The organism is Flavobacterium sp. A45, from assembly GCF_002001005.1.
GTDB lineage: Bacteria > Bacteroidota > Bacteroidia > Flavobacteriales > Flavobacteriaceae > Flavobacterium.
Genome location: NZ_MUNX01000146.1, coordinates 233,990 through 260,557, shown reverse-complemented (window position 1 = coordinate 260,557; position 26,568 = coordinate 233,990). Strand labels below are relative to the sequence as shown.

Genomic DNA, 26,568 nt, shown 5'->3' with positions numbered 1-26,568 from the left:
CTATATTTCAGTGCCATATATTGATGTTGATATGGAGATGGCTCTTTAGTATTTAAAGCATACTTGGTGTAAATTTTATATAAATCTTTAAATTTGTTTTGCATATTTTTTAAATAATTTCTCCATTGATCATCTGTCATATCTTCGGTATTTACATTAGGAAGTTTTGAACAGGTCAATAATTTTCTATATAATTCAGCATGCATCATTTCATGAATAAATACTAATGCCGAAATTATTTTTGGAAATTTCATGATATTGCTTGGTAAACCGGCGTCATTATTAATTATTATCTTAATTAAATAATTTTCAGGAGTTAGTGTTATGGCTTGAGCGTCCCAATAATCAGGATTTTGTTTGGTTTTAAATTGATTGTCTACACTTAAATTCAAATTAGCAACTGAAAACTGACTATCAAATTTCTTTAAATAACTGTCAAATGTTGGTGCTTTCCCTAATTGTGTATATACGCCATATAAGTTTGAATTGTTTTTTAATGATTGATCGACAATCACTCTGTAGGCTAAATCAACTTCCGCACCCATTCTAACACTTTCTATAGCTTGTTTAACAAACAATTGGTTTTCCAAAGTATTTTCTTCCAAAAGTGCAAAATAAGAACTTTTTACTGCTTTAAGATTATTGGGGTCTAATACAATCTAAATAATTATTCTTCAGGTGTAGGTATTACATCCCATTTCAAATACAACCCATTATCAAGTTTGTGAATCATATATATTTTTTTAGATAAATAATTTAGCTCTTTAGCTCTGAATTCTTCTTCAGTTATATAATTTATACCATTAACTGATTTTAAATATTCAGGCATTTTAATAGACCAATAATTCAAAGAAAAAGTTGGCAGCATGTCTGATTTTGGCATATCTTTAGGATTTGCTTTTTTCAAATCTTCAAAATTTTTAATCGTGTTTTTTCCTCTATATAAATATGGCTTCATTGCATTATCCCTTGATTTTTTTGTTTCAAAACCTTTCCTGTAAATTCCAAAAGAAGCAGAGGTTGTATCCTTGGAAATAGAATATGTGATCGTTTTACTTTTAAGATTTAAAAACAAAACAACTGTATCAGTTTGTTTTTCTTGAGAGTAACAACCATTTATAACTATTAAACTTAAGATATAAAAATATTTTTTTATTGACATGATGGAGTTGAATTAATAAAGTTATCATATGTTGCTTTTATTTGTAATCTTTCAGACAAAGGTACTTTACCCCATGCTACTGTAGGATTTGGCGGCAAAAAAGTTGTTCCATTAATATCACCCTCTCCCATTAATCCAATCCATGCTAATGCGTTATAAAATTCATCTGAATGCTGATTATTATCATATTGTTTTAAAACTTGAATAATAATTTTTCTGTAATGCTGTGCCATTAGTTCATGTTGTGTGCCAGAAATTTGCTGATCTTTAGGAACTGCATATAAATATCTCATATAATAATCAAAAAGTCCTGGGAAATTGTTTTTTAAATTATGAATATAGGTTTGCCATTGAGAATCTGTCATATTGTTAATATTGACATTAGGAAGCTTTGCACAGCTTAACAATTTTCTATATATCTCTGCATGAATTATTTCATGAATAAATGTTCTTGCAATATCTAACGATGGCCTACGTAGATTATTTGGGTTAAATCTTGTTTCGATCAAATAATGTTTAGGTTCATAAGTCACGGCGTTTGCTTTAGGATGATTCGGGTTAACACCAACACTATATTTTAAATTAGCAACCGAAAAACTCCCATCAAATTTTTTCAAATAGCTCTGAAAAGTAGAGGCTTTACCTAGTTGTGTATAAACACCATATAGACATGGATTATTTTTAAATGATGAATCAGTAATTACCCTATATGAAAAATCTACCTCGGCTCCCATCTTCATGCTTTCTATTGCCTGTTTAACAAATAATTGGTTTTCCAAAGTGTTTTCTTCCAAAAGTACAAAATAAGAACTTTTTACTGCTTGAATATTATTGGGGTCTAATAACCAATCGCGAACCGTAAAGTCGCTAAAATCAATTCTTCTACACAATCTTTTTGCCATAATCGATGGCGAATTTGTCGGAGTCCATTCTGGCTCGTTGGGAGAAACTATTATGGTAGAACTTCCACCGCTTGGATCGGGATAATTCGGGTTATTCGACGTCCCCATATCAGGAGGAGTCACAACAATAACATACGGGTTATAATTATATCCATTGTTACCCGCATTTGAATAGGCTGTAATACTAATATTGCCTATAGCATAGCCTACATTGTCAATTGCATCCTTAATCCAATTAAATAGCTTTTCCACTAGACTTGGACTACAGCTACATCCTCCACCACTTCCCAAATTGTCAACAGGAGGTGAAGGGGCAACATCTACTCTTCTCGCTGTACTTCCTTGAAAAGCAATTGTACTCACTGGCTTGTATTCATTAGTGAAAAATTCGGTTGTACCTGTAAAATTTGAAAAATCTAAATATTGCGTATCATTATCTAAATTATACCTTATGATGAAAGTTTCGTATTGATCACCACTTTTAATAATGTTTAAATTTTAAAAATAATAATCATTACTTTCCACAGCAGGTTGTTCAATAGGGATACTGTAGCTTACATAACCATCAGTTCCTTCATATTCAGCGATGCGACTCAAATCCAGTTCTTGATTTGTAACTGCTTTTGCTGTAAGTTTATTTTTGGCTTGAAATTTTTTAATAGCTGATTTTAAAAAAGGTACATCATCAATCGTTACATAATTAACTTTACCTTCTATTTTTTTCTCAATGTTTTGTTCTGCCTGGTCTTGAATTGTTTCTTCCTGCAAATCTTTTTCACAACTTAAAAAAGTAAAAAATACTGTTAAAAGAAATAATCTGCTTAATAATGTAATTTTTGCATTCATATTATAATTATCTAAAAAATGTAACATTCTGCTTAGCAAGTTTTACAAATATAACAACAAAAAAAAACATAAAACAATACCTACTTTTAGTGATATTAAAAAAAATCTAATAGTCTAAAACTTCAAACTCAATCCAATCAAGAAATTAATACCCGCTTGAGGATAATATCCTGCCCCTTCTATTGTTGTTATCGCTGGCGGATTGCTGTAGTCATCATCATAAGTATAGAAGTACCCATTGCTGACATACTTTAAATCAAAAATATTGTTGACCAAAGCCGAAACCAAAATAGACTTAAAAATACTTTTCGGCCTAAACTCATAAGATACATTCAAATCATTAACAAAATAGCTATCCAATTTCGATCCTTCAGAATCAATGTTTGCCATATACTGTTCCCCAACAAATTTGGAGTACAATGATATTTGAAAATCTTTGACTGGTGTGAATCCCAAACGATTTCCAGCAACTACATCTGGCGAATAAGCAATATTAGTGTTTCCTAAATTCTGTAAAACACCATCTCTAGCAAAATAGAAGTCTTTGTTTTTATTTTGACTCAAAGTCACATTCGGCTGTAAAACCCATTTATCCGAAAGCTGAAAAGTAGCATCCAACTCCAAACCAAGTCTATAACTATCTCCACTATTTGCTCTTATTGGCGCTCCCACATCATTCAGCTCTCCCGTCAAAACCAATTGGTCTTTATATCCCATATAATATGCATTGGCATTCAGCTTAATTTTATCCGAAAGATAACGCCATCCCAATTCATAATCATTTAGCTTTTCTGGCTTTGGACTTCCATTTTCATAATCCGTTCTGTTAGGTTCTCTATTGGCTCTCGCATACGAGAAATACAAACTGTTGATTTCATTCAATTCATAAGTAACTCCAGCTTTTGGATTAAAAAAATTAAAATTATCATCCACCAAACCTGTTTCCGTGGAATTGGCTTTATAAGTAACATTTCGCAATTGCAAATCCCCGAACAAACTCCATTTATCAGCCACTTGATAATTTGCTTTTGCAAAAATATTTCCGTCCGTTTTCGTCGAAAAATCATCGTAATAATGATCCCCTAATTCACTTGTCGAAGCATATCTTGCCCAGATAACTTTCCCAAAATGGTCTCCTTCGTACTTATTCCATCCGCCACCTAAAATAACATCCCAATTGTCTTTTTTATAATTGGCTGAGAAAGTAGTTCCGTAAAAATCATTATCCAACCATTTTTGGCGAACTAAATCTGTAGTATTTACTGTTGGTGCTGCTGTAATTGGCGCTAAACTATAATCTCCAAAATCTTGATCTTCCTTGTATTCTTCGTAATATCCTTTTCCTTTGGTATAATGAAATGCCAAGTTCGTGCTCCAATTTTCTGAAATCCTTTCATTCCAATGCAATTGATAATGGTCTTGTTGGTAATTATCCGTTTGATTGTCATAAAAACGGATATTGCCAAACTCATCGGTAAACATTCCGGCTGCATTGAAGGTTCGGTCACTTTCCAACGTAGCTGCATCCACACCAAACCAAGATTGGTAAGTTTTTTCGGTTCCACCAAAAGCCAATGCCTTAATCAAAGTTGTTTTTCCTACATAAGTTCCTTGAAGAAAATACGATTTCAAATCAGAACTCGCTCGATCCACATACCCATCTGATTTTAAAACGGATAAACGGCCCGCAATTTCAAAATGGTCATTCATCAAACCTGTGCTGAATTTTACGGTATTTTTAAACGTATTAAAACTTCCGTAAGAACTGGAAATTTCACCCGAAACCTTATCCGCATAGGAATCGGTCAACATATTCAAACTCGCGCCGAAAGCTGCAGCTCCATTTGTAGAAGTCCCTACTCCACGTTGCAATTGCAAACTCTGAACTGAAGAGGCAAAATCAGGCATGTTGACCCAAAAGGTTCCTTGACTTTCAGCGTCATTGTATGGGATCCCGTTGATGGTAACATTCACACGGGTAGCATCACTCCCTCGCACCCTAATTCCGGTATAACCAACTCCATTCCCGGCATCAGATGTAGTTACCACAGAAGGCAGGTAATTCATCAAAATAGGAATATCTTGACCTAGATTTCGTGTTTGAATGTCTTTTTTGTCCAAATTACTGAAGGTAACCGGCGTTTTTACGGTCACTCGTATTGCCGAAACCAATACTTCGTCTAGTTGATTAACTTTCGTAGTGTCTTTTACTTGCGAAAAAGAGAGAAAAGATGTTAAAGTAAATAAAATAGAAAATAGAAAACGTTTTGAGAATTGAGCCGTTTTCGTGCTGACTTGTTTAAAGCCAATAAAATGAATTGAAATTTTCATCCGTAAAATGATTACGAATAAAAGGGGGAATTATTCTTTTGTTTAAATTAATAAATGATTGTTCTACAACAAATAGATAGTGTGCACGCTATTTTTTGTCGTTTATTCCCTTGGCAGCATTACCCGCCCAGGTTCTTTGGGTATGATCTCAGCTCGTTATTTGGAGCACCCCTTTGAGACGGGGCAAATGTAATATTAAAAATCTAAAAAATCAAATTGCTAATTACTGAATTCATTTCAAACGTACAAAAGCAGGCAATGAATTAATCAATGTTTGGTTTTTGGCGAAACTTCTTTATCTCTGACACATTTTTTTTATCCTTAATTCTTTTTCGAATAACTGATTTCGGGATTTTGGTAGGCTTTCGTTCTTTAGGAACATACAATCCCTTTTTTATAATATCTAAAAAACGTTTCGTAACAATTTCTTTATTTTTAAGTTGGCTTCGATCTTCATCGCAATTCAAGATTAACATTAAATCTGTAGTTAGTCTTTTACACAAATTGGTTTTCAATAATAATTTTTCTTCCTCAGAAAATCCTTGGGAATTTTGCAAATCAAAAGTCAACACCACTTTGGACGAAACTTTGTTCACGTTTTGTCCACCGGCACCACTACTTCTAACTGCCTTATATTTCAGCTCCGAGATGATAGTTTGAATTTCCATTTTATGACGATTGATGCGCTGGTTTTAATAAATCATTTACAGTTTTCACCGGACTAAAAGTAAACAAAGGAACTTCTACAAAAACGGTTAGCCAATTGGCCATCGCACCATTCCACAAACCAGGAAGTTCGTATGCTTTTAGATTGATTCCTGTACTGGTTTTATGCACAATAAAACCGCTGGTTTGATCGACAAACTCCTTTAAATCAAATTTCTCGTTTTGATAATTCTTCAATCCACAAACCAAATCCACTGGATTAAAATGTGTAGCATTGCTTAGAATTTTCACTTGCTCTGGATTATTCAAATCAATCTGAGAAGTTTCTACAATTTGCAATGTTTGTTTACCATCGGCACCCATTACCCAAAATGGACCGCCACCGGGTTCTCCTTCATTTTTCACCATTCCGCAAACACGGATAGGTTTGTTCAGCGTTTCTTTTAATTTGCTGATTTGGTTCTTTAATTTGAATTTATGAAAATCATCATTAAACTCGATACTCAACTGCTTTTTCAGAAAAACCAAAATTTCATTTATTTTCTCCGAAGTGATTTCAGAACTATCCAATACTTTTAAATAGTCAAAAATCTGGTGCTGCAATTCTATTAAAACTCCCGCTAAGGCTTTCTTATAAAAAGAAATCCGTTTAATACTATTCTGGCTTACATTGTCTATGTTTTTGACAAAAACCACATCAGCTTCAATCGCATTTAGATTCTCAATCAAAGCACCATGGCCTCCAGGTCTAAAAACCAGCATTCCTTTTTCATTCCGGAAAGGCATATTTTCGAAATCCACAGCGACTGTATCCGTTTCTTTCTTTTGATAGGAATACGAAACACTTATCTTTGAATTTGATTTTGCTTCAATCTCCCCTTTTACATTTTCAACAATTTCTTCAAACTGAGCCTGATGATTTTCAGAAACCGTTAAATGCAAATTAGATTCATTATTCGAAGTACCGTAAAAAGCACATTCATTCAAATGTTCTTGAATAGGAGCTGCAATATGAGTTATATATTTATGAAATGGAAGTATCCCTTTTGGCTTATTTGCATAGTCAAAATACTCTGGTGACAAAAGCGTCTTTATAAAATAATAGTTTTTATGGTCACGACTTAAAGTATTAAAATCGGGATATACTTCCTTCAACTTCTTATCTACAGCTTCAAAGAATGGAAATTTATCCATTCCAATAATAAAAAGAGCTAATTCCGTGTCTTTTTTTCTATTGATATAAGCATTGACACTTTCATTCTCAAAATCATATTCATTCAAAAAAGTTCTCAAAAAAGTAAACATTCTTGTGGCTGCACCCGAAGCCGGAACGAATTTCTTTAATTTCAATTTTGATTTATTATCATCAAAAAAGTTTGCTTTTTTTTCAAATTCAGAATCAGACAATTTCAGTATTCCATTATTTAAAGTAGCTGGATTGACCAAAACACTTTTTGAAATTCCTTTGCTATAAATATTAAATTGCTTTTGTATATTTTTCAAAGGAATACCGTGCTCATAAATTTGCAAAAAATCAAGAGAGGTAAATCCCATTTGAAGAGCCATCGTCAAATCTTCTATGATGGATACCGCTTTCTTTAAACGGGTTTCTTTATCACCTGAAATGGTAATAAAAGGTTTTTTATTATCAATCAACGACTGTTTGAACACCTCAAAAACAGTTTCCCTCCCTTCGGGACTGTCTCTCAAACCATCATCTTCCCATGGCACATCTATGTCCGTCAAGAAAAACAGATCATATTGATGTGCACGAGCGGCTTTGTCCAATAAGGAATCACAGAAATTATAATACAACTCAGAGAACACTTTGGTTACCATTAAATTCGTATCACAAAAAAGATACCTATTAGCAATTAAGGCACTTTCGTTCTCTAATTTGGTTTGACCATAAGCAATTGGCAGCATATCGTCAATATCACAAATGCCGCGACCGCTATCTAATTTTTCCTGTAGATAATCGCGTGCGAACTCAGGAACCCAAACCGTTTTATAATACTCGGCGAGCTGTGTTGCCAAAGTCGTTTTTCCAGTAGATTCTGGTCCAAAAATGGCAATTTTTATAATTGGCGAAGCTCCGGATTTTGCGAGCTGTTCAAGATTTTCTTCCATTCTAAATAGCCATAAATGGCAATAATTGTAAATATTATATATTGAAAACAAGTAAATGTATATCCTTTTGCAAAATAAAGAGGTATCGAAAGTAAATCACCAACAATCCAAAAAATCCAATTTTCAATTTTTCTTTTAGCCATCAACCACATACCCACAAAAAATATTGCAGTCAATAAGGTATCTACATAGGAATACCAACTTGCAAATTTATCAAAATAAAGATAGACCGTAATCACAAAAATGAGTGTCATTATAAAAATAAAAACAGCCATTATTTTTTCTTTATTTGTCGTCACCGATACGGGAAATTCATCGACATCTCCTTTTTTTCGCGTCCAATGATACCATCCGTAAATACTCATTATAAAATAATATACATTAATCATGGAATCTCCTAGCAAGCTCCATTGCCAAAGCAAATAAGCATAGATAGACGTACTAATTAAACCCGTTGGAAAAACCCAAATATTGTCTTTCTTGGCACACCAAACACTCCAAAGTCCAAAAAAAACGCCAATTAATTCTAAATAAACCTCGTGAATCGGGTAACCTTTGTATTGGGCAAAAAAATAGTCTAACATTTAAAATTTTAGATTTATGATTAACGATTTTAGATTGGGCTTGATTCAAAAAAATTATGATCATTTTCAAAAGCAGTACCAATCACAACCAAATCGGCTCCAGCTTCGTAGGCTTTTTGAATGTCCTGCAAATCTATAATTCCGCCACCAACAATTAGAGGGATTTTAATATTATTTGATACTTTTTTTATCATTTCAACAGGAACGGCTTTTTTTGCACCACTTCCCGCTTCGAGATAAATGAGTTTATTTCCCAACATCTCTCCAGCTTGGGCAGTGTGCATCGCATAATCGCTATTATTTCTGTCCAATGGTTTTGTGTTACTCACTCTTGCGACCGCCGTTTCACTACCACTCTCGATTAACATATAACCTGTCGAAATGATTTCGAGTTGAGTTTTTTTCAAAATTGGAACGGCATCTACTTGATGTTCTATCAAATAATCTGGATTTCGACCTGATATTAGGGAAAGAAACAAGATTGCATCGGCATTAGCAGAAATCTGAGATGGATTTCCTGGGAAAAGGACAATTGGCAAACTTATTTTTTCTTTTAGACGAATAATTAACTCATCCAAAATATTATTTTGAACATGGCTTCCGCCAATGAAAATATGAGTTGCCGGCGACTGATAAATTTTTTCGATTAAATACCCCAAATTGTCCCAAACAATTTTGTCGGGATCCAGAAGAATGGCAAGTAATTTTCGGTTTTCAGTTTTGGCCTGAATAATGGCATTATAAATATTGGTCATAAGCAGTTACACAGAGATTCACTAAACAGACGCAAAGCTAAGTAAAGATTTAAAATTATTTTTTTATTATTCAAAAGCATAAACAAGAGTGAAATTTTGTTTTAAACCATTGTTGTCATTGGATTCAAATTCCTCAAAACAAACATTAAAATCTTTGATTATGTCATCAAAGTGAAGTTCGGATTTGGTTTGCGAATCGTTCATTTGAAAAGTATTGACTTTAATATGGTCTCTAAAACTGATTCCCTTTTCGTTTCTAATTTTAAAAATAGCTTCTTTGGCGCCCCAAATCACGGTTAGTTTCCTAATGTACTCTGTCTTTTCTTCGGCGTTCAAAAAATCAAACTCAGTATCTGCAAATTTATCGGCAATGCGGATGATTTTTTCCCGTTGTAGTTCGATATCGATTCCGACTACTTCGTCACTTAAAATAATGGCCGAAAATTGATGGGAATGAGTAATCGAAATATGCTTACCATCGTACAAATGCGGTTTCCCGAATTCATCATAATACAAATCAAAATCCGTATAATCCACTTCCTGAAACAGTTTGCGAACACTTAAAAAAGCACGCTGATGCATTTCGGACTTCATGCAGTTCAATCGATTCATATTACTATCATTGAGAACGACTGCCTCAAAAAGCTCTTTATAGGATTCGGTTATTTCCCAAACAAGAATTTGGGTAGATGGATTTATGATTATGGTTTTGTATAAAGGCATAATGATGTGGTGGTAATTTTTAGCCCCGATAGTAGCGGCATCCTTTTTTCGTGCTTTTTTTGCACGGAAAAAGATATAGCGGATAGCGGGATTAGCTCCAAAAAAAATTATTTATCTAATGTTCAAAAGATTAAGGGATTGAACAATTCACAAATATCTTATAAATTAGTTTATTTCTAAACTTATTGCCTAAATTTGCAAAAAATTTACAATTACAAATATACTATAAATGAGTACAACGACTATGCCTTTTGTGGCTTTCAAAGTAAAAGACATTTCTCTAGCAGCCTGGGGAAGAAAAGAAATTGAACTAGCTGAAGCTGAAATGCCAGGATTAATGGCGCTTCGTGCAGAATATAAAGACGAACAACCTTTGAAAGGTGCTCGTATTGCAGGATGTTTGCACATGACGATTCAAACTGCTGTTTTGATCGAAACATTGATTGCTCTTGGTGCTGAAGTGACTTGGAGTTCTTGTAACATTTTCTCTACTCAAGATCAAGCTGCTGCCGCTATTGCTGCTGCTGGAATTCAAGTTTATGCTTGGAAAGGTTTAAATGAAGTAGATTTTGACTGGTGTATCGAGCAAACATTATTCTTTGGTGAAGACAGAAAACCATTGAACATGATTCTTGATGACGGTGGAGATTTAACAAACATGGTTATTGACCGTTACCCAGAATTGGTTGCCGGAATCAAAGGATTGTCTGAAGAAACTACAACTGGTGTACACAGATTATACGAAAGAGTAAAAGCTGGAACATTACCAATGCCGGCTATCAACGTAAACGACTCGGTTACTAAATCGAAATTTGACAACAAATACGGATGTAAAGAATCTGCAGTTGACGCAGTTCGTCGTGCTACTGATATTATGTTGGCAGGAAAAAGAGTTGTTGTTTGCGGATACGGTGACGTAGGAAAAGGAACTGCTGCTTCTTTTAGAGGTGCTGGTTCTATTGTAACTGTTACTGAAATCGATCCAATTTGCGCTTTACAAGCTGCAATGGACGGTTTTGAAGTTAAAAAATTGAACACTGTTGTTGCTAATGCTGATATCATCATTACTACAACTGGAAATAAAGACATCGTTCTTGGAAGTCACTTCGAGCAAATGAAAGACAAAACTATCGTTTGTAACATTGGACACTTTGACAACGAAATTGATATGGCTTGGTTGAACAAAAACCATGGTGCATCAAAAATCGAAATCAAGCCACAAGTTGATAAATATACTATCGCTGGAAAAGATATTCTTATCCTTGCTGAAGGTCGTTTAGTAAACCTTGGTTGTGCTACAGGTCACCCAAGTTTTGTAATGAGTAACTCATTTACAAACCAAACTTTAGCTCAAATCGAATTGTGGAAAAACAGCGCAGCATATAACAATGATGTTTACATGTTACCAAAACATTTGGATGAAAAAGTAGCTGCTTTGCACCTTGCAAAATTAGGAGTTGAATTGGAAGTTTTACGTGACGATCAGGCTGCTTACATTGGTGTTGCAGTAGAAGGTCCATTTAAACCAGAATATTACAGATACTAAATAATTGTAGATTTTAGATTTACGATTTTAGATTATTTTAGAACCCTTACAGAAATGTGAGGGTTTTTTGTTTTTGGGTATGTACCAATTCCCCAAAAAAGCATCACTATTTAAAACAATTATTTAATCAACATTTTTGAAATAAAAAAGCACACACATCTTACAAAAAAATAGTAAGTTTACAAATCAGTTGACTCTTTTCAAGAAATAAAACTGACTCTATTCCTGAACATTCATAAATTTTACGGCCTTGAAAAAAACATTCTGTTTATTTGTCTTATTATTTTCACTAACCATTTCGCAAATTAATTTTGCCCAAGAGAAAAAACCCAAAGTAGTATTGGTACTAAGTGGTGGTGGCGCAAAAGGAATTGCACATATTCCGCTTTTACAAAAACTGGATTCTTTACACATTGTTCCCGATCTTATTGTAGGAAACAGTATGGGAAGCATCATTGGCGGTTTGTATGCTATGGGATATTCTGGAGACAGTATCGAAAAAATCACTAAAGACATCGATTGGAGCAAAATACTAGGAGGAGGCCAGTCATTAAAAACCGTAAGTGTTGAAGAAAAAAGAGAATTTCAAAGATATTTGGCAGGTATTGGAATTAAAGACGGAAAACCCAATAGTGTCAGTTCTATATTGAATGATCAAAACTTAAGAGAATACCTTTCGGAGCTGACCTTTCCGGTTTACAATGTTAAAGATTTTGATAATCTATCAATACCTTTTCGAGCGATGGCTACCGACTTGGTTGAGGGAAAAGAAGTTATTTTGAGCAAAGGCAGTTTGGCTTTTGCCATGAGATCCAGTATGTCTTTGCCAGCCGTTTTTAATCCTATGAACTATGAAAAAACAATCTTGGTCGATGGAGGAGTAATGAATAATTTCCCAACAGATATCGCTAAACAAATGGGTGCCGACATCATCATCGGTAGTGACGTAGGAGGCGGAATGGAACCCATTGAAAAACTGAACAATTTTGCGACTGTATTAATGCAAACCAGTATGTTTCCGAGTAATATCAAAAATCCAGCGAACCGAGCACTCTGTGACATCTTGGTAGATCACTTGCCTAACTTGCGCTTCTCTACTGGCGACTTTGCAGAAAGTCAAGAAATCTATAAAGATGGTAAAATTGCAACTGAGCAAAATTTACCTTCCTTAATAGCTTTGTCAGAAAAATTAAAAGGATATCCACAACGAATTCACGCACTTCCAAAGATGCCCAATGAATTTATCGTCGACACTATTGTTTACAAAAACATCAGCAAGGAAAACATTCCTTTGGTTCTAGCTAGAACAAACCTCAAAACACATACAAAATACACAACTAAAGATCTAATTGCAGGCATTAATAGAGCCATGGGAACTAATCTTTTTAGCCAAATCACATATAACTATTTCATAACGGATGGAGATAAACTCGGAATTGCATTAACTGGTTTTGAATATGCTAAAAATCAATTAAACGCATCTTTGCATTATGACACTTATAGAGGTGTAGGGCTAATTCTTAATTACACCGCCAGAAATGTTCTTGCCGAATCATCCCGTCTTCTTATTACTGCAGATATAGCAGAACAGCCAAAAGCCAGAATTGGCTTTCAGAAAAATTTTGGAAAAAACAAAGACTGGTGGTGGGGATCTGAACTTTATGGAGCCTTTTTAAGTCAAGAAATTTTTATAGATGGTAGTTCTGTAGACAATATGCTCTATAATGCTTTTGAATTCAATAATGAGATAAATAAAAACCTAAATTCACTAAAAAGCTACGTTGGTTTTGGTTTAAACTACCACTTCACTAATGTAAAACCAAAATACGATACTGACTACAACAATAATTTTTTTAAAATCAATAACTATAATTTTAATGATTCCGAGATAAACCTGCATTATTCCTATAACGATATGGATAAAGTTTTCTTTGCTACGAATGGAACAATTCTAAAAACCAATATAAGCCGTTCTTTATTTACAAACGCCAATATCTCATTTTCTGACCCAGACTTAACAAGTATTTCAAGCTCAACAAACGGCTATACTAAATTTGGATTTTCGGTTGAAAAGAGAGCGCTCTTAAAAAAGAAAATTACGGCTATGATAGGTTTTGACTCCTATTTTATTTTTCAAGACAAGCTTAAAAATGACCAAGCCTCTTTTTCGGATTATGGTTATGCTTCAAAATATTTCATAGGAGGAATTATACCAAGTTCCGGAAGCAATCGCTTTTCATTTCCCGGCCTGAATGAAGATGAACTTAGTGTAACCCAATTTATGGGAGTTAAACTTGGTGCCCAAATGAATCTAAAGGGAAAATTATACGTAACACCACATTTTAATATTGCATCTGTTGGTTTTGACAATTTTAACGAATACATCGACAAAGTATTTACTCCAAAAGGAAATTGGGATCAAAGTCTCGAAACAAGCCTTGTAATGTCTGGAGGAGCTGCTATTTCTTATCAGTCTATTTTAGGGCCTATTCACTTTGATGCTTCATGGATAAATAATATAGACAAAGTGAGGGTATTTTTCAGTGTTGGATTATCTCTTAATCCATAATAAAAGAATCATCAAATATTACCAAAAACAAAAAACCCGTTTCTTTCGAAACGGGTTTTGCAATAATATTTAATTCTTATGATTATGCTTCGAATGGAAGTATAGAAACATAAGATTTATTATCTTTTTTCTTTTGGAATAAAACAACTCCATCTACTCTTGCGTGTAGGGTGTGATCTTTACTAATGTAAACGTTTTCACCTGGATTATGTTTTGAACCTCTTTGTCTTACGATGATGTTCCCAGCAATAGCAGCTTGACCACCAAAAATCTTTACGCCTAAACGTTTTGATTCTGATTCTCTACCATTCTTGGAACTACCGACACCTTTCTTGTGAGCCATGACGTATTAGTTTATTTTGTTATTATTCTTGTGTATCTTCTTTTTTAGCTTTTGGAGCTTTTTTTACTTTAGGAGCTACTTCAGCTTCTTCTGTAGTTGCTTCAACTGCTGCTTTTTTTGGAGCTGCTGCTTTTTTAGCTGTTCCACCTGCAGTAATACCTTCAATTACAATTTGAGTAAGATATTGTCTGTGACCGTTTCTTTTTTTGTATCCTTTTCTTCTTTTCTTTTTGAAAACGATAACTTTATCTCCTTTTAAGTGTTGTAACACTTTAGCTTCTACTGAAGCACCTTCTATAGCTGGGGCGCCTATTGAGATTGAACCGTTATCATCAACTAAATAAACTTTGTCAAAAGAAACTTTTGATCCTTCTTCATTTGTCAAACGATTAACGTAAACCTTTAGGTCTTTGCTTACTTTAAACTGTTGCCCTGCTATCTCTACGATTGCATACATACTGAATTGTTTTAATAATTTTTAAGGTTGCAAATATACAATTAAATATTTACTCTGCAATTCTTTACTAAAAAAATATTTCATAGCTTTTTCAACATCTATTTCATCTTAATTTTGAAGCGATTACCCTTGCAAAGGAAAATAACGTTAATATATTCCTAATGATGAATTTGCTTACTTTCTACAGCATAAAAAAAGGTATTTTTGCTCCGACAAAATCAATAAACAATTACCATTAAAAACAAACAATGATGTCAAGTGCTGTATTAACATTAGGAGGAGTTGCTTCAGCTCAAAAAGTAGTTTTCGAGGAATACGATTTAGACAATGGCTTACATGTTATTTTACATCATGATGATTCTGCTCCCGTTGTGATTACCTCCGTAATGTATCATGTGGGCGCCAAAGACGAAAATCCAGATCGAACGGGTTTTGCACATTTTTTTGAACATTTATTATTTGAAGGAACCAAAAACATCGAGAGAGGCGAATGGTTTAAAATAGTTACTTCAAACGGAGGAACCAATAACGCCAACACTAGTGACGACAGAACCTATTATTACGAAATATTTCCTTCAAACAATTTAGAATTGGGACTTTGGATGGAATCCGAAAGATTAATGCACCCAATAATCAACCAAATTGGAGTCGACACTCAAAACGAAGTCGTAAAAGAAGAAAAAAGAACTAGCTACGACAACAGACCATACGGAAATATACTTGCTGCGGTAAAAGAGAATATGTTCAAAAATCATCCTTATCGCTGGACAACAATCGGATCAATGGAACATATAGATGCTGCGACACTAGAAGAATTTCAGGCATTCAACAAAAAATTCTATTTGCCCAACAATGCCGTTTTGGTGGTCGCAGGGGATTTTGAAAAAAAACAAGCAAAAGAATGGATTCAAAAATATTTTGGCCCAATTCCCAAAGGAGAAGTTGTTCCTAAAAAAAGCTTTCTGGAGGAACCAATAACACAAACTATCAAAGCAACCTACAAGGATCCTAACATCCAAATCCCGATGCTTGTAGCCAGTTACCGCACTCCATCAATGAAAAGCAGAGATGCACGAGTATTAGACTTAATATCTTCTTATTTGAGCGATGGAAAAAGCTCAAGGTTATACAAAAAAGTGGTAGACGATAAAAAAATGGCGCTGCAAATTGGAGCTGTAGGCTTTAGTCAAGAAGATTATGGTATGTATATTATATATGGTTTGCCTATGGGCAATTTTACCATCACCGATATGCTAAAAGAAATCGACGAAGAAATTGCAAAAATTCAAACCGACTTAATCTCAGAAAAAGATTTTCAGAAACTAAAAAACAAGTTCGACAATAATTTCGTGAATACTAATGCAACTATTGAAGGAATTGCCAATAATCTAGCAACTTATTACTTGCTCTATAAAGACATCAACCTAATCAACACAGAAATTGAACTCTACCATTCTATCACAAGAGAAGAAATAAGAGAGGTCGCCAACAAATACCTTAACCCAAATCAACGCCTAGTCTTAGACTACATTCCAGCAAATCCTCTTGATTAAGCAGGCTCAAATTACAAAAGATAAGTACAATATTCATCCTTTCATTAGCAACAGGAACTATGCAAGTAAACGATCGCACGCAACCCAAACCAGGAAAATCACCCATAATCAATATAAAAAAACCGCAAACCTTTGTTTTGGATAACGGAATGAAAATATTGATTGTAGAAAATCATAAATTACCAAGAGTATCCTTTAATCTAACCTTAAACAATGCCCCATTTACTGAAGGCAATAAAAAAGGAGTTGATGAATTAACAAGCAATTTAATTGGTAATGGCAGCAAGATAACAACAAAAGCTGCTTTCAATGAAGAGATTGACTTTTGGGGTGTAGATATTAATTTCAGTTCACACGGAGCTACGGCAAATTCACTTTCCAAATATAGCGTAAGAGTTTTGGAACTGATGGCAGAAGGTGTCTTACATCCAAATTTCACTCAAGAAGACTTCGACAAAGAAAAGGCCAAACTAATAGAAGGCATGAAAGCCGAAGAAAAAAGTGTTCCCGCAATCGCTAGTCGCGTTGTAGATGTTCTGGCTTTTGGAAAAAACCATCCTTCAGGTGAATTCATGACCGAAGAAACATTACACAACATTACGCTTACCGATGTAGAGACAAATTATAAAACCTACTTCGTTCCTGAAAATGCCTATTTAGTAATTGTTGGCGATGTCAAATACGAGAATACAAAAGTAGTCGTAGAAAAACTATTTAGCACTTGGGAGAAAAAAAACACTCCAAAAACAACATATGACATTCCTGCAAATACATCAAACCTACAAATCAACTTGGTAGATGTCCCTAATGCAGTCCAATCTGAAATTACACTGGTGAATACTGTAAATTTAAAAATGGGCGATCCAGATTTTTTTCCTGCCGTAATTGCAAATCAAATTCTGGGAGGGGATTTCAATAGTTATTTGAATATGAATTTGCGCGAGAAAAACGCTTGGACTTATGGCGCTAGATCTAGTATAGGCGCTGGGAAATACACTTCCAAATTTTTCGCTAAATCCGCCGTAAGAAATGCAGTTACCGATAGTGCCGTTGTTGAATTTATCAAAGAAATTAAAAGAATCCGCACAGAGAAAGTAAGCGATGAAGTATTAGAAACCGTAAAAGCAGGCTACATTGGTAGATTTGTGATGCAGGTTGAAAAACCCCAAGCTGTTGCTAGATATGCCTTAAACATAGAAACCGAAAAACTACCCGCAGATTTTTACGAAAAATACATCCAAACCATAAATGCAGTAACTACCGAGGATATATTACGTGTCGCCAACAAATATTTCCTAATCGACAATATCAGAATTGTAATTGCTGGGAAAAAATCGGAGATATTTACTGGATTGGAAAAACTAAAAATTCCGATGTTTCATTTTGACAAATACGGAAATCCTCTGGAAAAACCGACTTTAAAAAAATCGCCTTCCATAAAATAGCAAAATCAATCTAGATTACATAATAGCTCGCTAATTCGAAGGATTTGAGCTAATTTATTAACAGAAACATTTTACAAATAAGCACAAAAAAACCGCCAATCTCACGAAAGGCGGTTTTTGTTTTATTCCTTAATAACATCTCCCTTTTTATCGTAGAAATGATATTCCAAATACGTGTAAGCGTCACGTGGTATGATTTTCACCCATTTTTTGTGTTCAAAAAACCATCTTGAACGCAATGATGGAAAACCTTTACTGAGGTATGCAGCCACAAACGGATGTACATTAAGCACTACTTTATTGTGGGTTTTTAAAACTCTTTCCAGATCGGAAGCGATTTTGTCAATGATTAATATTGGCGCTTCAATTTCGCCATTTTCATTGTTTGGATCTTCTTCTCTAGTTTTTATATTAACTTCTGGTCTTACGCGTTGTCTGGTAATTTGGACCAACCCAAATTTACTCGGTGGTAAGATTTTGTGTTTCGCTTTATCGTCGCTCATCTCTTCTCTCAAGAAGTCGAATAAGACTTTACGATTTTCGGGATTCGACATATCGATAAAATCAACTACTATGATTCCGCCCATATCACGAAGACGCAATTGTCTCGCTATTTCGGCGGCTGCAATCATATTAACTTCCATGGCTGTATCCTCTTGGTTGGTAGCTTTATTGGAACGGTTTCCGCTATTTACGTCAATGACGTGTAAAGCTTCTGTGTGTTCTATAATAAGATAAGCCCCTTTACTCATGGAAACAGTTTTCCCAAATGAAGTTTTGATTTGTCTCTCTATATTGTATTTCTCAAAAATTGGAGTGTCTTTGGACTGATAGAACTTAACAATTGATTGTTTGGATGGTGCAATTTCTTGCAGATAATCCTTTGTTTGGTTGTACAACTCTTCGTCATCAATCTGAATACTACTGAAAGTATCATTGAATACATCTCTTAATATTGAAGAAGCTCTGTTGAGCTCTCCTAATACTTTGGAAGGATGATGAGCAGTTGGTAATTTTTTACACATTGCAGTCCATCTGCTAAGCAGGTTCTGCAAATCTTTTTCTAATTCTACTGTACTTTTGCCTTCGGCTACTGTGCGAACAATAACGCCAAATCCTTTTGGTTTGACTGATTGTACAAGACGTTTCAAACGTTCCTTTTCTTTTTTGTCTTCTATCTTTTGCGAAATAGAAACTCGGTCAGAAAACGGAACCAAAACAATAAATCTTCCGGCTAGAGAAAGCTCAGCGCTTATCCTTGGCCCTTTGGTCGATATTGGTTCTTTGACAACTTGTACCAAAACAGATTGATTGGCACTGATTACATCTGTAATTGTACCATTCTTATCTATCTCTTTTTCAAACTGAAAGGTTTTTAGGGAGAAATCTTTTATTTTACCTGCGCTTACAAGTTTTATGAATTTCAGTTGGGAAGCTAAATTAGGGCCTAAATCGTGATAATGTAAAAAGGCATCTTTTTCGAAGCCAACGTTTACAAAAGCAGCATTAAGTCCAGCAACTGGCTTTCTTATTTTGGCAATAAAAATATCACCTACTTGAAAGTTGCTTTTCTCTTCTTCCTTGTGTAATTCAATTAGTTTTCCATCTTTTAATAAGGCAAAATCTACGAAATCAGAACTAGATCGAATGATTAATTCTTTATTCATTTGTAAATTTTTATCCGTACTTATTGGTTGTAGGTTGTCGGTTGTCAGTTGTTGGAAAATCCATCAACTATCAACTACCAACCATCAACTTTTCAGCAAGGATGGATTAAACAATAATTTAACAGGTATTGTACCCGGGGAAAATTAGTTGACAGTAAGCAGTATTAAGTTTGCAGTAAAACTGATGACTAAAAACTGAGCACTGAACACTAATTCTCGATTTCAATGAACTTAAAAAAGAAAAAAGTAGTTTAAAACTACTTTTTCTTTTTGTGACGGTTAGCTCTCGCTCTTTTTTTACGTTTGTGCGTCGCTACCTTATGTCTCTTTCTTTTTTTACCACTTGGCATATCTAATAGATTTTATGATTAATTAATAGTGTTATTTTGCTTCGTTGTTCACTTTTACACCTTCAACAAAAACTTTTGCTGGTTTAAAAGCAGGAATGTTGTGCGCTGGAATTTTAATAGTGGTATTTTTGGAAATATTTCTTCCAGTTTTTTCAGCTCTTGTTTTAACGATAAAACTACCGAAACCTCTTAGGTAAACATTGTCACCAGTTTCTAGTGAGTTTTTCACTTCGTTCATAAAAGTCTCTACGGTTGCTTGCACATCCCCTTTTTCAAGACCTAATTTTTCTGAAATCTTCGCTACGATATCTGCTTTCGTCATTTTCTTTCCTTTTTATTATGTTGTAATAATTTTTTTGAGTTTGCAAATATATGAATTTAAAAAACAATTAATCAACCTAATTCGTTAAATTTTAATTACATAAACAATTACTTTTGTTTACAAATTTTTTACAATGAATTTTCATAACATCTTAATTAAGTGGTATTTACAAAACAAGCGTGATTTACCTTGGCGAAAAACGACCAATCCATACCCAATTTGGCTCTCCGAAATCATGCTGCAACAGACAAGAGTAGCTCAAGGAACGCCTTATTTTTTATCTTTTACAGAGGCTTTTCCGACCATTTTTGATTTGGCTAACGCTAATGAGGAACAAGTCTTAAAACTTTGGCAAGGATTAGGGTATTATTCCCGTGCCCGGAATTTGCACAAAACCGCCCAAACTATCGCTTTTGAAATGAATGGTGTTTTCCCCGATAACTACAACGACTTATTAAAACTAAAAGGAATTGGAGAATACACCGCCGCCGCAATTGCATCTTTCTCCTATAATGAATGTGTTCCCGTGGTTGACGGAAATGTATTCAGGGTACTTTCGCGTTATTTTGAGTTGGAAACCGATATCGCACAAGCTTCTGCTAAAAAAGAATTCGCCGCTTTGGCTTTCGAACTAATGCCGAAAGATAACCCAGCGCAGTTCAACCAGGCCATAATGGAATTTGGCGCCCTTCAATGCGTTCCGAAAAATCCAAATTGCGAAGAATGTGTCTTTAATAATAGCTGTGCCGCTTTACAAAAGAAGAAAGTGGATCAATTGCCTGTAAAATCAAAGAAAACAAAAGTCCGTAATCGCTACTTTAATTATATAGTAGCCGTCGATGATCTAGAAAACACCATAATCCAAAAACGAACCGCCAAAGGGATTTGGCACAATCTATATGAGTTTCCATTGATAGAGACAGATAAGGTCGAAGATTTTGAAACAGTAGCTCAGCAAATCAGCCAGCACTTTTTTCAGGAAAACAAAATAGAGAGTTTGTTAGAATACAATGAAGAAAGCATCATTCATAAACTATCACATCAGCATTTGCATATTAAATTTTGGAAAGCCACATTAAAAGGCACAATCGAAAATGGGATTAACATCGAAACAGCCAAAACTTTCCCGTTCCCAATAGTAATTCATAATTTCATGGAAGAAAAATTGTAAAATTAGTTGGGGGTGCCCCAAGCCATAAACAAGATGTTTAGTTTTTCAGAAAGAACATTGTTTTACATAAGCTTGATAAAAGGATTTTACCTTTGTCAAAGTTTTGAACTTTGACAAAGGTTCACATCCGAAACCCAGAACCCTTAATTATTTCTGGAAATCCAATAAAAATAGTTTTCAAAAAATAATGTACCTTTGATAGAAATACCACCAAATCATGAACGGAACATTAAATAAAGTAATGCTTATAGGCCATCTTGGCGACGATGTCAAAATGCATTATTTTGACGGGGGAAACTGCATCGGCAGATTTCAATTGGCAACCAATGAAGTCTACGTAAACAAAACAACCAACGAAAAAATCACTTCCACAGAATGGCACAATCTAGTTGTACGAAACAAAGCGGCCGAAATTTGCGAAAAATACCTTTCTAAAGGAGATAAGATTTACGTGGAAGGGCGCATAAAATCCAGACAATGGCAAGCCGAAGATGGCTCTACCAAACACACCATGGAAATTCAGGTAACTGAGTTTACTTTTTTAACCACAAAAAAAGACACTGAAAGCAATAAAGCATTAAATTCTTCAGAATCGACAAAAAACACTAACTTTGACGCTCAAAATAAAGACTTGCCAATCAATGATTTGCCGTTTTAATTGTTTAACTAATTTATTTTAATTTGGACCCAGAGCCCAGTTTAGAGATTGCCACTCAACTTGACCTTACCTTAGTGTTCGGTTTTATCGGAATTATAATTTTGCTGTTTTGCTCCGCATTGGTCTCGGGCGCCGAAGTAGCATTATTTTCTTTATCTCAAAAAGATTTGGATGATTCCATTCAGAAAAACAACTCCAAAGGAAAAATATTAGCTGGCCTTTTGGAAAAACCAAAAAAACTCTTAGCTACATTACTCGTAGCCAATAATTTCATTAACATCGCAGTAGTTATTTTATTCTCTTTTGTTGGAAAAGATCTTTTTGCAGCGATACAATCCCCAGTTCTAAAATTCATAACCGAAGTTATTTTAATCACTTTCCTGCTGTTGCTTTTTGGCGAAGTTTTACCAAAAGTATATGCCAGCAGAAACACTATTAAATTTGCTCAATTAATTGCTTATCCCGTTTCCGGATTAGACAAAATATTGTCGCCGGTAAGTATTCCAATGCGTTCAATAACTCTATTTTTGCAGAATAAATTAGGAAAACAAAAATCAAATTTCTCAATAGACCAACTATCACAAGCTTTGGAATTAACCGCTACTGACGACACCTCAACCGAAGAACAAAAAATATTGGAAGGGATTGTATCTTTTGGCAATACCGACACCAAACAGGTAATGAGTCCAAGGATTGATGTTTTTGCTTTGGAAATTACAGAGTCATTTGCGGTAATTTATCCCAAAATAATCGAAAAGGGCTTCTCGAGAATTCCTGTTTACAGAGACAATATTGACCAAATAGAAGGCGTTCTGTTTGTTAAAGATTTGCTCCCGTACATCAATGATAATGAATTTGATTGGACCACTTTAATAAGAGAGCCTTTCTTTGTTCCCGAGAATAAAAAATTGGACAATCTTCTCAAAGATTTTCAAAGCATGAAAAGCCATCTAGCAATCGTAGTTGATGAATATGGAGGAACATCAGGATTGGTTTCATTAGAAGATGTCATTGAAGAAATTGTTGGCGAAATCAGTGATGAATATGATGATACGCCCGTTAATTTTTCTAAAATTGATGATAAAAATTATATTTTTGAAGGCAAAATATACCTGAAGGATTTCTACAGGATTATCAATGTGAATGAAGATTTATTTGAAGAACAAAAAGGGGAAGCAGAAACATTGGCAGGATTTATTCTTGAAATTTTAGGTAATTTTCCCAAAAAAGGACAAAAAATAGTTTTTGAAAACTGTACGTTTGTCATCGAAGCGGCAGATCAAAAACGTGTCAAACAAATTAAAGTAACGATTGAATAAAATTAAAATGCTTAAAAAAATTACAGCCATAGCAATCCTTTTTACATTCTTTTATACCGTATTGGGATGCAAAAATGATGTTTTACCCAAACCTTCTGGTTATTTAAGATTGGATTACCCAGAAGCGGAATATGTTACCCTTAAAGGGCATTGCCCATTTGAATTTGACATGAATTCGAAAGCAGTTGTCAAAGAAGATAATAATTGCGGATACTCAATCACCTATCCAAAAATGAAAGCCACTATTTACCTAACTTATAAGCCGGTGAATAACAATATAAATAAATTACTTCGAGATGCTCAAAAACTAACATACGAGCATGTCATCAAAGCGGACGACATCTTGGAACAGCCATATCTAAACCCAGATAAAAAAGTATATGGAATGTTTTATCAGGTAGATGGGAATGCGGCCACCAATTCACAGTTTTATGCTACCGACAGCATCAGTCATTTTGTGACAGGCTCGGTTTATTTTTATGCCAAACCCAATTATGATTCCATTATGCCGGCAGTCAGCTATATCAAAAACGACATGCAACGCCTGATGGAAACCATAAAGTGGAAATAGTTTTTAGTGAATAGTCGTTAGTAAAGGCATAAAAAAAGCATTCGTCAAAAACGAATGCTTTTTTTAAATGAAAGTTATTAGCTTTTACTTTTAGCTAATAACTATTCACTAGAAGTTAAGACTTCATATCAGAAACTTTATATGTTTTTCCGTCACCGGTTTCTTGTACCACTTTAGTTAAGCTTTCTGGGGTTTGAACGGTTTTGTCAAAAGTTACAGTAGCCACTTTTTTATCAAAATCTACTTTGGCTTCTTGTACACCATCTAAGGCTGTTAATTCTTCCTGAATTGTTGCAGCACATCCTATAGCACAAGTCATTCCTTCAATTTTAAAACTAGCCGTCTGCAAATTAGCAGCTGCAATTTCCTTTTTTACTTTTGGAGCTGTTGCTTCTGTTGAAGCAGCTTCCGTTTTTACTTCTGCTTTATTGTCTTTACAGCTTGCAAAAAACAATCCCGAAAGTGCTATAATTGCGATTGATTTTGTAAAATTCATAATGATCTTATTTTAATTGATTTAGTTTCTTCTGATTGGTTGCAAAATTAATGAAAAAAGAGGCGGAAGTTTTTAAAATTTTCACAATTTTGCATCAAAATAGTGTTTACGATGACAAAGCAGTTGAAGTGGGTTTATTTATTGGTTCTATCCTTGATTTGGGGAAGTTCTTTCATATTGATAAAAAAAGGATTAATTGGATTGACAGCTTTTCAATTGGGATCATTACGAATTATTTTTGCAGCACTTTTTCTGCTTTTGATTGGTTTTAAGAGTTTGCTTAAAATTCCACATCATCAATGGAAATACATTGCGTTGACTTCACTGTTCGGGACATTTGTTCCTGCTTATCTTTTTGCCATAGCCGAGACCGAGATTGATAGTTCAATTACAGCCATATTAAATTCTTTGACACCTTTGAACACCTTGATTTTGGGTGCCGCTTTTTTTGGAATTACTTTTAGAAGAAGTCAAATTTGGGGAGTAATCATTGGGCTTTTAGGAAGTATGCTTTTGGTTTTTAATGGGGCGGCCAACCATCCCGAACAAAATTATTATTACGCCATTCTGGTTATAATTGCATCAATTTGTTATGCCGTGAATGTCAATTTAATCAAAAGATATTTATCGGATTTGACACCTTTAAGCATTACAACAGGAAATTTTCTGATCTTGCTTTTTCCTGCTTTAGGGATTTTGTTTTTTAGTGATTTTTTTGACATGGTTCATGTCGAAAAAGTACAGCATTCTCTTTGGTTTATATTGATATTGGGAGTGGTTGGAACAGGAATTGCCAACATTATATTCTTTAAATTGATTCAGGTTTCGTCGCCTGTTTTTGCTACATCAGTAACTTATTTAATTCCAATTGTTGCTTTCTTTTGGGGATTACTGGACAATGAAGTTTTGACATTTGTTCAGTGTATTGGGGCGTTTATTATTTTGGTTGGCGTTTATTTATCCGCTAAAAAGTAGTCTTTAGATAGCAGTTTGCAACTATCTAATTTCTGCATTCTTTTTTTTAGGAGCTATTTACTGCGTCAATTCATTTCACTCGTGTCCAGTCTTTTTTATTTTTAAAGGAAAATTAAAAAAAGATTTCCGTTGCAAGCGAAGTTCACTGAACTTCTATGAAAATAAAAATAAGTGAAGCAATCTGAGATATAAAATTCGTTTTCAACAGAAAACACTACTTATTAATCCAACTCATATTCTAATCGAACTGTTATTCTTGCGGTTTTATTTTTACTTTCGGTATCATTAATTCCGCCATAACTATCCTCTTCTGTTGAGCCCTGTCCTGTTATTTGAAAAACTCCCATGTTCGCATTTTTAAGTTTTCCTATTGTGCCATTTGCCGTTTTTACAATTTTATTAGCACGTTCACTGGCATCCTTGGTCGCTTTTTCTATAAGGCTTTGTTTCAAGCTAGGCAAACCAGAATACGTGTACTGCATTGTATTAGAAGTTAATTCAATTCCGGAATTAATTAATTCAGAAGTTTTACTAGAAACTAATTCTATCCGTTTCATCAAATCTGGATTTTTTTTGGCTACAAATACAATAGATTGTGTTGCTTGATAACCGTCAAATATTTGTTCGTATTTTTTATCATATTGGTTTTCAGAATTTTCAATAGTAATTTGACGGTACTTTTTTTGAAAATTAACAGCCCCAAAACTAAACTCTGAAGATTTAAATCCTTTATTAATAAAAAAAGCAGAAACAATTTTTTGGTCGGATATGATTTTATTGTAAGCTTCTTTAATATCCATATTTGTAGCAGTATAACTGCCTGACCATAAGATTTCATCTGAAACAAAATCCTTTGTTCCTAAACCAATTACGGATATTGCATCCAAATTTTTATTTCTGTTTTGAAAAGAACTTCCCAATATCCAAGCCGTTATAATTATTCCTAGACAAATAATTATTGATGATTTCAATTTACTTTCCATATAAGTAAAAATTAGTTATTCAAACAAATATAAGTAAATTATTA

The 26,568-nt window shown here is 34.2% G+C and carries 25 protein-coding genes and 1 riboswitch; of the genes, 9 read left to right on the top strand and 16 right to left on the bottom strand.

What is annotated here, in order from left to right; genetic code table 11:
• The 10 genes from B0E44_RS17580 to B0E44_RS17535 form a co-directional block, all read right to left on the bottom strand.
• Window positions 1–605: hypothetical protein (locus B0E44_RS17580; RefSeq protein WP_131828095.1), on the bottom strand; the 605-nt coding region annotated here is incomplete at its 3' end.
• A 62-nt stretch (window positions 606–667) separates the two neighbouring features.
• A complete protein-coding gene (locus tag B0E44_RS17575; RefSeq protein ID WP_077378347.1) occupies window positions 668–1,162 on the bottom strand; it encodes a hypothetical protein in 495 nt (164 codons plus the stop codon).
• A complete protein-coding gene (locus B0E44_RS17570; protein ID WP_077378345.1) occupies window positions 1,153–2,427 on the bottom strand; it encodes a hypothetical protein in 1,275 nt (424 codons plus the stop codon). Before B0E44_RS17570 ends, B0E44_RS17575 begins: the two co-directional genes overlap by 10 nt.
• Window positions 2,428–2,562: 135 nt before the next feature.
• Window positions 2,563–2,910 (bottom strand): hypothetical protein, encoded by a 348-nt coding sequence (locus tag B0E44_RS17565; protein WP_124019369.1) that lies wholly within the window; start codon window positions 2,908–2,910, stop codon window positions 2,563–2,565.
• Window positions 2,911–3,024: 114 nt separating this feature from the next.
• Window positions 3,025–5,241 (bottom strand): TonB-dependent receptor, encoded by a 2,217-nt coding sequence (locus tag B0E44_RS17560; protein ID WP_077378339.1) that lies wholly within the window; start codon window positions 5,239–5,241, stop codon window positions 3,025–3,027.
• Between the two features lie 89 nt (window positions 5,242–5,330).
• Window positions 5,331–5,424: riboswitch (TPP riboswitch) on the bottom strand.
• An 80-nt stretch (window positions 5,425–5,504) separates the two neighbouring features.
• A complete protein-coding gene (arfB, locus tag B0E44_RS17555) occupies window positions 5,505–5,909 on the bottom strand; it encodes an alternative ribosome rescue aminoacyl-tRNA hydrolase ArfB (protein WP_077378336.1) in 405 nt (134 codons plus the stop codon).
• A gap of 1 nt (window position 5,910) precedes the next feature.
• The gene (locus B0E44_RS17550; RefSeq protein ID WP_077378333.1) at window positions 5,911–8,037 is read right to left on the bottom strand and encodes a DUF4301 family protein; all 2,127 of its coding nucleotides are present in this window, start codon (window positions 8,035–8,037) and stop codon (window positions 5,911–5,913) included.
• Complete coding sequence (gene pnuC, locus B0E44_RS17545) at window positions 7,986–8,621, bottom strand: nicotinamide riboside transporter PnuC (protein WP_077378330.1); 636 nt, start codon at window positions 8,619–8,621, stop codon at window positions 7,986–7,988. The genes B0E44_RS17550 and pnuC overlap by 52 nt, the downstream gene beginning before the upstream one ends.
• A gap of 29 nt (window positions 8,622–8,650) precedes the next feature.
• Window positions 8,651–9,376, bottom strand: a complete 726-nt coding sequence (locus tag B0E44_RS17540) for a geranylgeranylglyceryl/heptaprenylglyceryl phosphate synthase (protein WP_077378327.1) — start codon at window positions 9,374–9,376, stop codon at window positions 8,651–8,653.
• A gap of 66 nt (window positions 9,377–9,442) precedes the next feature.
• Window positions 9,443–10,099 carry a 4'-phosphopantetheinyl transferase superfamily protein gene (locus tag B0E44_RS17535; protein ID WP_077378324.1) on the bottom strand — a complete coding sequence of 219 codons (657 nt, stop codon included), beginning with the start codon at window positions 10,097–10,099 and terminating at the stop codon, window positions 9,443–9,445.
• A gap of 229 nt (window positions 10,100–10,328) precedes the next feature.
• Here B0E44_RS17535 and ahcY point away from each other — a divergent pair, with 229 nt between their 5' ends.
• Entirely contained in the window at window positions 10,329–11,645 is a 1,317-nt protein-coding gene (gene ahcY, locus B0E44_RS17530; protein ID WP_077378320.1) for an adenosylhomocysteinase, read from the top strand.
• Window positions 11,646–11,895: 250 nt separating this feature from the next.
• Window positions 11,896–14,214, top strand: a complete 2,319-nt coding sequence (locus B0E44_RS17525; RefSeq protein ID WP_077378317.1) for a patatin-like phospholipase family protein — start codon at window positions 11,896–11,898, stop codon at window positions 14,212–14,214.
• 82 nt (window positions 14,215–14,296) lie between these two features.
• On the opposite strand, the gene rpmA is transcribed toward B0E44_RS17525, so the two are convergent.
• On the bottom strand, window positions 14,297–14,557 hold the full coding sequence (gene rpmA / locus B0E44_RS17520; protein WP_077378314.1) for a 50S ribosomal protein L27: 261 nt from the start codon (window positions 14,555–14,557) through the stop codon (window positions 14,297–14,299).
• Between the two features lie 22 nt (window positions 14,558–14,579).
• Complete coding sequence (rplU, locus tag B0E44_RS17515) at window positions 14,580–15,014, bottom strand: 50S ribosomal protein L21 (protein WP_077378311.1); 435 nt, start codon at window positions 15,012–15,014, stop codon at window positions 14,580–14,582.
• Window positions 15,015–15,265: 251 nt separating this feature from the next.
• Here rplU and B0E44_RS17510 point away from each other — a divergent pair, with 251 nt between their 5' ends.
• Together B0E44_RS17510 and B0E44_RS17505 are read left to right on the top strand one after the other, a co-directional pair.
• A complete protein-coding gene (locus tag B0E44_RS17510; RefSeq protein WP_077378308.1) occupies window positions 15,266–16,567 on the top strand; it encodes a pitrilysin family protein in 1,302 nt (433 codons plus the stop codon).
• 59 nt (window positions 16,568–16,626) lie between these two features.
• The gene (locus tag B0E44_RS17505; protein ID WP_077378305.1) at window positions 16,627–18,012 is read left to right on the top strand and encodes a pitrilysin family protein; all 1,386 of its coding nucleotides are present in this window, start codon (window positions 16,627–16,629) and stop codon (window positions 18,010–18,012) included.
• A 122-nt stretch (window positions 18,013–18,134) separates the two neighbouring features.
• Here B0E44_RS17505 and B0E44_RS17500 read toward each other — a convergent pair whose 3' ends face one another.
• Window positions 18,135–19,679 (bottom strand): ribonuclease E/G, encoded by a 1,545-nt coding sequence (locus tag B0E44_RS17500; protein ID WP_077378303.1) that lies wholly within the window; start codon window positions 19,677–19,679, stop codon window positions 18,135–18,137.
• 381 nt (window positions 19,680–20,060) lie between these two features.
• A complete protein-coding gene (locus B0E44_RS17495) occupies window positions 20,061–20,351 on the bottom strand; it encodes an HU family DNA-binding protein (RefSeq protein ID WP_035634379.1) in 291 nt (96 codons plus the stop codon).
• Between the two features lie 133 nt (window positions 20,352–20,484).
• Between B0E44_RS17495 and mutY the strand changes: the two genes are divergently transcribed.
• The 4 genes from mutY to gldD all read left to right on the top strand — a co-directional run bounded on the left by mutY (window position 20,485) and on the right by gldD (window position 24,070).
• Entirely contained in the window at window positions 20,485–21,522 is a 1,038-nt protein-coding gene (gene mutY / locus B0E44_RS17490) for an A/G-specific adenine glycosylase (protein ID WP_077378300.1), read from the top strand.
• Window positions 21,523–21,739: 217 nt separating this feature from the next.
• Window positions 21,740–22,180 (top strand): single-stranded DNA-binding protein, encoded by a 441-nt coding sequence (locus tag B0E44_RS17485; protein ID WP_077378297.1) that lies wholly within the window; start codon window positions 21,740–21,742, stop codon window positions 22,178–22,180.
• 23 nt (window positions 22,181–22,203) lie between these two features.
• Window positions 22,204–23,499 (top strand): gliding motility-associated protein GldE, encoded by a 1,296-nt coding sequence (locus B0E44_RS17480; protein ID WP_077378294.1) that lies wholly within the window; start codon window positions 22,204–22,206, stop codon window positions 23,497–23,499.
• A gap of 7 nt (window positions 23,500–23,506) precedes the next feature.
• Complete coding sequence (gene gldD, locus B0E44_RS17475) at window positions 23,507–24,070, top strand: gliding motility lipoprotein GldD (protein WP_077378291.1); 564 nt, start codon at window positions 23,507–23,509, stop codon at window positions 24,068–24,070.
• Window positions 24,071–24,185: 115 nt separating this feature from the next.
• Here gldD and B0E44_RS17470 read toward each other — a convergent pair whose 3' ends face one another.
• On the bottom strand, window positions 24,186–24,566 hold the full coding sequence (locus B0E44_RS17470) for a heavy-metal-associated domain-containing protein (protein ID WP_077378288.1): 381 nt from the start codon (window positions 24,564–24,566) through the stop codon (window positions 24,186–24,188).
• Window positions 24,567–24,677: 111 nt separating this feature from the next.
• Between B0E44_RS17470 and B0E44_RS17465 the strand changes: the two genes are divergently transcribed.
• Window positions 24,678–25,541, top strand: coding sequence for a DMT family transporter (locus B0E44_RS17465; RefSeq protein ID WP_077378285.1), 864 nt, complete (start codon window positions 24,678–24,680; stop codon window positions 25,539–25,541).
• 221 nt (window positions 25,542–25,762) lie between these two features.
• Here B0E44_RS17465 and B0E44_RS17460 read toward each other — a convergent pair whose 3' ends face one another.
• Window positions 25,763–26,524: an SIMPL domain-containing protein gene (locus B0E44_RS17460; RefSeq protein ID WP_077378282.1), complete on the bottom strand. Its 762-nt coding sequence runs from the start codon at window positions 26,522–26,524 to the stop codon at window positions 25,763–25,765.
• Window positions 26,525–26,568: the final 44 nt, after the last annotated feature.